This window comes from Pseudomonas sp. Sample_16 (genome assembly GCF_004307665.1).
GTDB lineage: Bacteria > Pseudomonadota > Gammaproteobacteria > Pseudomonadales > Pseudomonadaceae > Aquipseudomonas.
The window spans coordinates 1-10,454 of record NZ_RCOB01000223.1; the positions used below are offsets into that span (position 1 = coordinate 1).

Annotated in this window: 10 protein-coding genes; 6 read left to right on the forward strand and 4 right to left on the reverse strand. The window is 62.2% G+C overall.

The genetic code is table 11. The features are described 5' to 3' along the window. The 4 genes from D8U69_RS29285 to D8U69_RS29300 form a co-directional block, all read right to left on the reverse strand. Nucleotides 1-566, reverse strand: a 566-nt coding sequence (locus D8U69_RS29285; protein WP_130908654.1) for an ABC transporter permease, incomplete at its 3' end; no start/stop codon positions are given. Further along, nucleotides 563-1,294 carry an ATP-binding cassette domain-containing protein gene (locus D8U69_RS29290; protein WP_130908655.1) on the reverse strand — a complete coding sequence of 244 codons (732 nt, stop codon included), beginning with the start codon at nucleotides 1,292-1,294 and terminating at the stop codon, nucleotides 563-565. The genes D8U69_RS29285 and D8U69_RS29290, both read right to left, overlap by 4 nt. Further along, on the reverse strand, nucleotides 1,291-2,250 hold the full coding sequence (locus D8U69_RS29295; RefSeq protein WP_056852898.1) for a YVTN family beta-propeller repeat protein: 960 nt from the start codon (nucleotides 2,248-2,250) through the stop codon (nucleotides 1,291-1,293). Before D8U69_RS29295 ends, D8U69_RS29290 begins: the two co-directional genes overlap by 4 nt. A 30-nt stretch (nucleotides 2,251-2,280) precedes the next feature. Next, nucleotides 2,281-3,465, reverse strand: coding sequence for an ABC transporter substrate-binding protein (locus D8U69_RS29300; protein WP_130908656.1), 1,185 nt, complete (start codon nucleotides 3,463-3,465; stop codon nucleotides 2,281-2,283). Between the two features lie 210 nt (nucleotides 3,466-3,675). Here D8U69_RS29300 and pedF point away from each other — a divergent pair, with 210 nt between their 5' ends. The 6 genes from pedF to D8U69_RS29330 all read left to right on the forward strand — a co-directional run. Then, nucleotides 3,676-4,137 (forward strand): cytochrome c-550 PedF, encoded by a 462-nt coding sequence (gene pedF, locus D8U69_RS29305; RefSeq protein WP_130904755.1) that lies wholly within the window; start codon nucleotides 3,676-3,678, stop codon nucleotides 4,135-4,137. 3 nt (nucleotides 4,138-4,140) lie between these two features. Continuing rightward, on the forward strand, nucleotides 4,141-5,016 hold the full coding sequence (locus D8U69_RS29310; RefSeq protein ID WP_130908657.1) for a transporter substrate-binding domain-containing protein: 876 nt from the start codon (nucleotides 4,141-4,143) through the stop codon (nucleotides 5,014-5,016). 9 nt (nucleotides 5,017-5,025) lie between these two features. Beyond that, the gene (locus D8U69_RS29315) at nucleotides 5,026-5,787 is read left to right on the forward strand and encodes a quinoprotein dehydrogenase-associated SoxYZ-like carrier (protein ID WP_130908658.1); all 762 of its coding nucleotides are present in this window, start codon (nucleotides 5,026-5,028) and stop codon (nucleotides 5,785-5,787) included. Nucleotides 5,788-5,803: 16 nt separating this feature from the next. Then, nucleotides 5,804-6,748, forward strand: a complete 945-nt coding sequence (locus D8U69_RS29320) for a quinoprotein relay system zinc metallohydrolase 1 (protein ID WP_056852893.1) — start codon at nucleotides 5,804-5,806, stop codon at nucleotides 6,746-6,748. Nucleotides 6,749-6,926: 178 nt separating this feature from the next. Next, on the forward strand, nucleotides 6,927-8,702 hold the full coding sequence (locus D8U69_RS29325; RefSeq protein WP_056852892.1) for a PQQ-dependent methanol/ethanol family dehydrogenase: 1,776 nt from the start codon (nucleotides 6,927-6,929) through the stop codon (nucleotides 8,700-8,702). Between the two features lie 241 nt (nucleotides 8,703-8,943). Further along, nucleotides 8,944-10,454, forward strand: a 1,511-nt coding sequence (locus D8U69_RS29330) for an aldehyde dehydrogenase family protein (RefSeq protein ID WP_130908659.1), incomplete at its 3' end; no start/stop codon positions are given.

Here is a 10,454-nt window from a genome sequence, read left to right on the forward strand (position 1 = left end):
GACAGGAAAAACATCGGGAAAATCACGAAATTCATCACCCCGGCAAAGTTCTCCAACTGGCGGATCGCGTTCGACAGCAACAGGCCCAGTGCGCTGAGCATCAACGCCACCAGCAGCAGCGCCGGTAACGCCAGCAACAGGCCCATGGCCGGTGGCCGCACGCCATAGGCCCAGGCAATCGCCAGGAACGCATACACCTGCAACAGCGAAATCAGTGAAGTGGCCAGCAGCTTGCTGCACAGTAGAAAGGTACGCGGCAAAGGGCTGGTCAACAGCACGCGCATACTGCCCATTTCACGGTCGTAGACCATCGACAATGAGCCCTGCATGCCGTTGAACAGCAGGATCATGCAGGCCAGGCCGGGAATGATGTAGACCTCGTACGGAATGTAAGTGTCGTAGGGTTCGATGATCGCGATCCCCAATGCAGCACGAAAGCCTGCCGCGAACACCAGCAACCACAGCAATGGCCGCACCAGGGCGCTGAGAAATCGCGTGCGTTGCAGCACAAAGCGTAGCCATTCGCGCCAAACGATACCGCTGAAACATTGCCAGTAAGCGTTCATTGGGCCACCCCAGATGTCGTAAGGCGAGTGAAGGCCGAGCCGAGGTCACCGCCGTGCTCCAGGCTCAGGGCATTGGCCTGTCCGCTGGCCACCAGTCTGCCTTGATGCAGGATCAGCAAGTCGTCGCTGGGTTGCACTTCGTCGAGCAGGTGGGTGGTCCAGAGCACACTGATGCGCTCCTCGCGACACAGACTGCGCAGGTGCTGATTGAGCGCCAGGCGACTTGCCGGGTCGAGTCCGACACTGGCTTCGTCCAGCAACAACAGGCGCGGCTGGTGGAGCAGGGCGCGGGCAATTTCCACCCGGCGACGATGACCACCGTTGAGTTCGCGTACGCGTTCTCGGCGGCGCTCGGTCAGGGCTTGGCGGGTCAGTTCGGCGTCGACCCGAAGGTCGGTCTGACGCCGGGACAGACCGTGCAACGCTGCGTGATAACGCAGGTTTTGCTCGACGCTGAGGTCCAGGTCGAGGGTACTTTGCTGGAACACCACGCCCAACTGCCTGAGTGCCGGGCGTGCCGCGCTGCGCAATGAACAGCCACCGACGAGGATCTCGCCGTGTTGCAGATCATAGAGCCGGGTCAGCAGGGCAATCAGGGTCGACTTGCCGGCGCCATTGGGTCCCAGCAGCGCGGCGAAACGCCCGGGCCCCAGGCCGAAACTCACTTTGCGCAAGGCCTCCCGGGCGCCATAGGCAAAGCTCAGGTCAATGACTTCAAGGGCGTTCATGGCGTCACCACCACGCCCCAGGGATAGCGCCCGACCTTCACCGATTTGCTGACCTTGAGACTGTCGACATCGATCACCGAGACATCGCCGCTGACGCCATTGGTGGCCAGTAACTGTTTCTGATCCGGTGTGAACGCCATCTGCCAGACTCGCCGACCCACCAGCAGGTAATCGAGGATCTCGAAAGTCTTGGCATCGATCACCGCCACATGATTGGCCGGGCCGAGTGCGACGAAGCCGTACTTGCCGTCGGCGCTGAGTTTGACGCCGACCGGCTGGACCTTGTCCGGGTGCACACCCTTGATCTGGAAGTTCAGGGTCTTGAGCACGTTGCGGCTGGCCACATCCAGAATGGTCACGGTGCCGCCGATTTCCGCCGAAGCCCACAACTGAGCGCCGTCCGGGGAAAACTCAACGAAACGCGGTCGTTGATCCACCAGGGTGCTGTCGGCCAGCGTCTGGGTGCTGGTGTCGATCCAGTGCAGCATGTTGGTGGTTTCGCTGGTGTTCACTGCCCATTTGCCGTCAGGGCTGACGGCCATGCCTTCGGGTTCGACACCGACGTTGATCTGACCGAGCACCTTGGAGGTCTCGGTGTCGATCACGGTGACCAGTGCATCGTCTTCGTTGGAGACATACAGCCAGCGGTTGTTGGGGTGCAGGGCAAATTGCTCGGGATCCTTGCCCGAGGGCAATTCCTTGATGATCTTGCGCGTCGCCACATCCATCACCTGAACGCGGTCCGAGTCACTGGCGCAGATGTACAACAGCTTATTGTCATGGGACAGCAGCAGGCCGCGAGGGCGCTGGCCGACCGGCAGGGTCTCGGTGACTTGCAGGGTCTGCATGTCGATCAGGCTCAGGTTGTTGTCCTTTTCGTTGGAGACCCAGGCCGTACTGGCAGCGGCATGGCCGGCGGCGAAGAGCAGGGCACATGAAAGCAGGGTGCGGCGCATGGCAGATTCCTTGTTGTTGTGGTTATCGGATCACGGAAAGCGGCAAGTAACCTCAGGCTTGTCGTAGCCCAGGCTGTCCATTTCGTTGAACGGGTGCAGAAAGCCGTCTTGGGGAGAAGTGCTGACCAGCGCCCGGGGCTGGACAATCGGAATCGGCTGGCGCAACTGGCCGTTCCAGGGCCGGTAACTGAGCTTGCGACCCTTGAAACCGTCGAGGGGCAATTGGTCGCTGATTTGCAGCGTACGGATCGCCATCGGCTCGGTCTGGCGCAACTTGCTCACGGCGCTGGCGATGCTGCGCACGGCCATCCAGGCGGCAAAATCGCGGTCATTCATCCAGCGCCCGCTCAGGGCTTCGAAGCGTTTTTGCAATTGGGCGGCGCCGTAGGTTTCCACGGTCTTGTGCCAGCCCACCGGGGTCAGGCCCTGGGTGCCGGCGACCGGGCGCGGGTACCAGGTCTGGTAGGGCACGTATTCGCCGAAGTCGCCACGCTCATCAGCCACCAGTACTACGTCGTATTCGGCAGTTTGGGTGAACAGCGGCATATCGGCCTGGGCGCTGCGGCGCTGGTCGTTATCGAAGCTCCAGGGTTTTTCCGCCACCCATTGCAGGCCGAAGCGCTTGGCTGCGCGGCGCAGGGCGGCGGCATAGGCTTGATCGTCCGGCGTCGGGCCGACAATCAGCAGCGCCCGTTGCCATTTACGCAGCACCAGAAACTGCACCAGTGCATCGGCGAGCATCGCCCGGCTCGGCAAGGTGTGCAGCACGTTGGGCAGGCAATCGGTGGTGCGCAGACTGTCATCGGCACTGCCGGCGTTTAACAGCAGACTGTCGGGCAGTGCCGCACTCAACCGGCGCAGGCTGGCCGCGGGGGCATTGACCACGAACAGGCGCAGGCCTTGTTCATGTTGCGTCTTGGCCGCATCGAGCAAAGCTTCGGGGCTGTCGACGCTGGCGCTGACCAGGCTGTAGCCGTGGTTGAGAAAGCGCCCGGTGCTGTTGCTGTCGGTGATCGCCAGTTCGGCGCCGCGCAGCCCGGCATCGGTGGGTTCGGGGATGACGTTCGACAGCAACGGACCCGGATCGGGGCGGTAACCCAGGTAGCCGATTCGCACCTGCAGGGGCGCATCGGCGGCCTGGCTTCGGGTGGCCAGGCCGGCGGCGCAAACAATCGCCAGCAGGTAGATCAGGGCGTAAGGGGCAAGCTGGCGCATAAGGTTCTCCATGACCGTTAGCGCCAGCATAGGAAGCCTGTGGTGCCGTGAAAATATGCAGAAAGTACCGGTGGCGTCCATCCAGCGCCTTACTACCAAGGGAGTAGGTGGCGACCACCAAAGCAGCATGGGGTGAGTGCGGCGCCGTTTCTAAGATGGCTGCCATAGCCTCAGCCAAGAGGTTCTGCGTGCAATCCAGAGGGCATAACAATGACAACAAAACGCAACGCCTTGCTCATCACCGGACTGTTGGCCGGTCTTATCGGCGCGGGCTCCGCCTGGGCCCACGGCAATGTGGTGCCGCAGGCCGTCGCCACCCAGGGCCTGACCCCGATCAAGGATGCGGGGGTGCAACTCGATGCTGATGGCTGGGCCGCGGTGAACCCGTATCGCGCCGCGCCGGAACACGACAAGGCGGTGGAGATCGGTGCGTCTGCCTACAACCAGAACTGCGCGGCCTGTCACGGCCTGGAAGCCAAGTCCGGTGGCATCGCCCCGGACTTGCGCATGCTGGATGTCGGCGAGGCGGGCGATGAATGGTTCGTCGAGCGTGTGCGCCATGGCGCGGTACGTGACGGTCGAGTGTACATGCCGAAAATGGCGGATTACCTGAGTCAGGAAGCCCTGTGGGCCGTACGCACTTATCTGGATACCGTGCGCGTCGAGGAGTGACCCATGCGTCTGCTGGCGGTGTTGGTCTGCGCGCTGTCGCTGTGTTTGCAGGTGGTGCACGCGCAGGTACGCAACTACGACGAAATGATCGCCGCCGGTGAGTTGAAGGTGGCGGTCTACAAGGACTTTGCCCCCTACAGCTTTGAGCGTAACGGGCAGCCTCGCGGCGTCGATGTCGAGCTCGCCGAAGCGTTGGCCAAGGCGCTCGGCGTGCGCCTGACGCTGATCTGGGCGCCGGCCGGGGAAAAGCTCGACGACGACCTGCGCGATTACATCTGGCGTGCCAGTGCCTTGCACAACCAGCAACTGGCCGACCTGATGATGCGCGTGCCCTACGACCATGACTACGCGCAGAAGCGCAACGAGCTCGGTGAGCTGGTCAACGGCCAAGTGGTGATGTTCGGTCCGTACCAGACCGAACAATGGCAGGTGGCCTATGACCGCCGACGGCTGGACAAGGTGGCCAGCGTCGCGGTGTTCGAGCAGCACCCGATCGGCGTTGAAGTCGACAGCGTGCCGTCGTTCTACCTGACCTCGGTATTCAACGGCATGCTCGCCGGCAAGACCCATCACTATCCGGGTGTGCCCCAGGCATTTGCCGCGATGAAGGCCGGTGAGGTCGACGCGGTGATGGCCATGCGCGGCGAAATCGACTGGCAGGTGCATGAAGCAGCCGACCCACAAGTAGCACTGGCCGAGAACGCGTACCCGAACATGGGCAAACAGCTGTGGGAAATCGGCATGGCGGTGCATGAAAGCAACCGGCAATTGGCTTATGCCGTGGAAGAGGCCCTGGAAGGCCTGATCCGTGACGGCACGCTGAAGACCCTCTACGGTCATTACGGCCTGCGGTACGACGTGCCCGAGATGTATCAATAGGAGCAGGCGATGAAATGGCGAGGGAGTTGTCTGTTGGCCTGCTGGCTGAGCCTGGCCCCGCAGGCGCACGCTATCGATCCCGGTAAGGACCCGGTGCCTTCAGTGATGTGGGCGTTCTATCACCAGCAATTGCTCGGCAATGCGCCGTTCGTTTTTGATGAACGGGTCAAGTTGCTCGCACCGCCGTTTGCCGAAGACGCCCGGCAGGTGCCGCTGGAAATCGACGCTCGGGCGTTCAAGGGCGATGTGGTGAGAATCCTCGCCTGGGCAGAGTTGAACCCGCTGCCGAAAATCGTCGACTTCCAGCCGCTGGGTTCGGTTTTACCCTGGCTGTCATTGCGCATTCGCATTGAGCAGGCAACGCCCTTGCGCGCAGCGGTGTTGACCCGCGACGGCGTGTGGCATGTCGGTTCAGCCCTGATCGACGCGGCGGGTGGCGGCTGCACCGCGCCAAGTGTGGTGCGCACTCAACCGGGCTGGGAGGAGCACATCGGCGAAGTGCTCGGCGGGCGCTATCCCCGGGACGGGTTCAGCCGCTTGCGTATGCAGATAGCCCACCCGATGGACAACGGCATGGTCAGCGGCATTCCGGAATTTTTCATCAACCATGCCGAGTTGCGCGACCACAACGAGCAAGTGCTGGCCCGGCTGGAGCTGTTTCCTGCCGTCAGTGAAAATCCCAGCCTGGCGTTCGATATCGAGGGGGCAGGGCAAACGCGGCTGTTGCTGCGGGACAACAGCGGCAATGAGTTCGATGCGTCGATCCCCTGACCCCAAGGAGCGTGGCATGCGCTGGATCCTGATGATGGTGTTAAGCGTCAGCCTGCCGGTCATGGCCGACCTGGAATACGTGCTCAAGCCCCGGCAGATCGCCGAGGACACCTGGCTGCTGGAGGGCAGTACCGACAATTTCGCCAAGACCAACGGCGGCAACATCGTCAATACCGCGTTCATCGTCACCGAGCGCGGCGTGGTGGTTATCGACACCGGCCCGTCGAAGCGCTACGGCGAAGCGATGCGCAAGGCGATTGCCAGCACCACTGATAAACCGGTGATCGAGGTCTTGCTGACCCATCACCACCCGGACCATGTGCTGGGCAATCAGGCCTTCAGTGACGTGCCGATCGGCGCTTTGGCCGGCACCACCGAGCTGTTGCATCGGCAAGGCGATGCCATGGCCGAGAACATGTACCGGATGGTCGGCGACTGGATGCGCGGTACCGAAGTGGTATTGCCGACGCTGACGCTGACCCCTGGTGTGAAAAGTTTTGGGAATCATGATCTGCGCTTGCTGAGCCTGGGTGGGCATACGGGCGCGGATCTGGCTATTCTCGACCAGCGAACCGGTGTGCTGTTTGCCGGGGACCTGGTGTTTTATCAGCGGGCATTGACCACGCCCAACAGTCCCGGGCTGTCGGTATGGCTGGCGGACATCGCCGCCCTCCAGGGTTTGCCCTGGACACACGTCGTGCCGGGCCATGGACCGGTGGCGAGCGATCGACAACCCTTCGAGCAAATGCGCGATTACCTGAACTGGCTCGATCAGCTCATGCGCGACGGTGCCGCCAATGGCCACGACATGGCGGAGATGATCCGCAGCCCCATCCCTGAACGCTTCGCCGGGATCAACCTGAGCCGATACGAACTGATCCGCAGCGTCAGTCATCTGTACCCGCGCTACGAGCGCGCACAAATGCCCCGTGTCGATTCCGCCGCGAATAACAGGCAATGATCGTTCCCACGCTCCCGCGTGGGAACGATCAGTCAGCACTCATCTCCTCCGAACCTGTACCAAGGAACTAGAAATCTCCACATTGCGGCCAATTGTGGCCAGGGCGGCGGCGCCCAAGAATCTGCACCAGACCGGGAAAATTTCCCGGGCATAACAAAAATCCGCAGAGGAAGCCGTCATGACCCAACCCGCACGTCGCCAGCCCTTCGTCTTGAGCCTGCTGCTCAGTGCCATGCTGTTGTCCGGCCAGGCCTTGGCCGGGGTTTCCGACCAGGACATTCTCCAGGACCCAAAGAACCCGGAGCAGGTCGTGACCAACGGCCTGGGCGTTCAGGGGCAGCGCTACAGCCCGCTGGATATTCTCAACGTCGACAACGTCAAGGAGCTGCGGCCGGCCTGGGCGTTCTCCTTCGGCGGAGAAAAACAGCGTGGCCAGCAAGCGCAGCCGATGGTCAAGGACGGCGTGATGTACCTGACCGGTTCCTACTCGCGGGTGTTCGCCGTGGATGCACGCACCGGCAAAAAACTCTGGCAATACGATGCACGCCTGCCCGATGACATCCGCCCTTGCTGTGACGTGATCAACCGTGGCGTTGCGCTGTACGGCGATCTGGTGATTTTCGGCACCCTCGATGCCAAACTCGTGGCGTTGAACAAGGACACCGGCAAGGTGGTCTGGAGCAAGAAAGTCGCCGACCACAAGGAAGGGTATTCGATCAGCGCAGCGCCGCTAGTGATCAATGGCAAGCTGATTACCGGCGTGGCCGGCGGCGAGTTCGGCGTTGTGGGCAAGATCGAAGCCTACGATCCGAAAAATGGTCAGTTGTTGTGGTCGCGGCCAACGGTCGAAGGCCACATGGGCTACGTCTACAAGGACGGCAAAGCGGTGGAGAACGGCATCTCTGGCGGCGAGGCGGGCAAGACCTGGCCTGGCGACCTCTGGAAAACCGGCGGTGCCGCCCCCTGGCTCGGCGGTTATTACGACCCGGAAACCAACTTGCTGCTGTTCGGCACCGGTAACCCGGCACCGTGGAACTCGCACCTGCGCCCTGGCGACAACCTCTACTCTTCATCGCGCCTGGCGCTCAATCCGGACGACGGCACCATCAAGTGGCACTTCCAGAGCACGCCCCACGACGGTTGGGACTACGATGGCGTGAACGAGCTGGTGTCGTTCAACTACAGCGAAGGCGGCAAGGAGATCAAGGCAGCGGCCACGGCCGACCGAAACGGTTTCTTCTACGTGCTCGACCGCACCAACGGCAAATTCATCCGTGGCTTCCCGTTCGTGGACAAGATCACCTGGGCCACCGGCCTGGATAAGGACGGCCGGCCGATCTACAACGAAGCCAGCCGTCCCGGCGCCCCGGGTTCCGAAGCCAAGGGCAGCTCGGTGTTCGTTGCGCCGGCGTTCCTCGGTGCGAAAAACTGGATGCCGATGGCTTATAACAGAGACACCGGACTGTTCTATGTGCCGTCCAACGAATGGGGCATGGACATCTGGAACGAAGGCATCGCCTACAAAAAAGGTGCGGCGTTCCTCGGCGCGGGTTTCACCATCAAGCCATTGAACGAGGACTACATCGGCGTGCTACGCGCCATCGACCCAAAAACCGGCAAGGAAGTCTGGCGTCACAAGAACTACGCGCCGCTGTGGGGCGGCGTGCTGACCACCAAGGGCAACCTGGTGTTCACCGGCACGCCCGAAGGCTTCCTGCAGGCGTTCAACGCCAAGACCGGCGAGAAAGTCTGGGAGTTCCAGACCGGTTCCGGCGTGCTCGGCTCGCCCGTGACCTGGGAAATGGACGGCGAACAATACGTCTCGGTGCTGTCCGGCTGGGGCGGCGCGGTGCCGTTGTGGGGCGGCGAAGTGGCCAAGCGCGTGAAGGACTTCAACCAGGGCGGCATGCTCTGGACGTTCAAGTTGCCCAAAGACCTGGTCGCCAAGCACTGATCGCTGCAATTGATCGTTCCCACGCTCTGCGTGGGAAAGCAGCCCGGGACGCTCTGCGTCCCAAAAGCCGAACGCGGAGCGTCCGTTGAGGCATTCCCACGCGGAGCGTGGGAACGATCACCTACTACCAAATAACGAGAGTCCCTCCTGCCAACGATGCATTCGTCTGGCACGCGGGGCTCTCTAGTATCGGCTCATCGTCTGTCAGTACGACAGGCATCGACCCAGACAGAGGCCCACCATGATCTACGCACAACCCGGAACCCCAGGCGCCGTCATTACCTTCAAACCGCGCTACGGCAATTTCATCGGCGGCGAGTTCGTCGCGCCGATCGATGGCGAATACTTCACCAACACCTCGCCGGTCAACGGTGAAGTGATCGCCGAGTTCCCGCGTTCCAGCGCCGCCGACATCGAAAAAGCCCTCGACGCCGCCCATGCTGCTGCTGATGCCTGGGGCAAGACCTCGGCCCAGGACCGTTCCCTGGTATTGCTGAAAATCGCCGACCGCATCGAACAGAACCTCGAGGTCCTGGCCGTCACCGAAACCTGGGACAACGGCAAGGCCGTGCGCGAAACTTTGAACGCCGACGTGCCGCTGGCGGCCGACCACTTCCGCTACTTCGCCGGCTGCATTCGCGCCCAGGAAGGCGGGGCGGCGGAAATCAACGAACTGACCACGGCCTATCACTTCCACGAACCGCTGGGTGTGGTCGGGCAGATCATTCCGTGGAACTTTCCGCTGCTGATGGCCGCCTGGAAACTTGCCCCGGCACTGGCCGCCGGCAACTGCATCGTGCTCAAGCCTGCCGAACAGACGCCGCTGTCGATCATGGTCTTCGCTGAGCTGATCGCTGACCTGCTGCCAGCGGGCGTGCTGAACATCGTCCAGGGTTTCGGGCGCGAAGCGGGCGAAGCGCTGGCCACCAGCAAGCGCATCGCCAAGATCGCCTTCACCGGCTCGACCCCGGTGGGCGCGCACATCATGCATTGCGCCGCCGAGAACATCATCCCGTCCACCGTCGAACTGGGCGGCAAGTCGCCGAACATCTTCTTCGAAGACATCATGAACGCCGAGCCGGCGTTCATCGAAAAAGCTGCCGAAGGCCTGGTGTTGGCATTCTTCAACCAGGGCGAGGTTTGCACCTGCCCGTCCCGGGCGCTGGTGCAGGAATCGATCTACGAGCCGTTCATGGCCGAAGTGATGAAGAAGATCGTCAAGATCAAGCGCGGCAACCCGCTGGACACCGAGACCATGGTCGGCGCCCAGGCGTCCGAGCAGCAATACGACAAGATTCTCTCGTACCTGACCATTGCCCAGGAGGAGGGCGCTGAATTGCTCACCGGCGGTGCGGCCGAGCGTCTGGAGGGCGACCTGTCCAGCGGTTACTACATTCAGCCGACCTTGCTCAAGGGCCACAACAAGATGCGCGTGTTCCAGGAAGAAATCTTCGGCCCGGTGGTGGGCGTGACGACCTTCAAGGATGAAGCCGAGGCCCTGGCGATTGCCAACGACAGTGAGTTCGGCCTCGGTGCCGGCCTGTGGACCCGCGACATCAACCGCGCCTATCGCATGGGTAGGGCGATCAAGGCCGGTCGGGTGTGGACCAACTGCTACCACCTGTACCCGGCGCACGCCGCGTTCGGTGGCTACAAGAAGTCCGGCGTCGGTCGCGAGAACCACAAGATGATGCTCGATCACTATCAGCAGACCAAAAACCTGCTGGTGAGCTACGACATCAATCCGCTGGG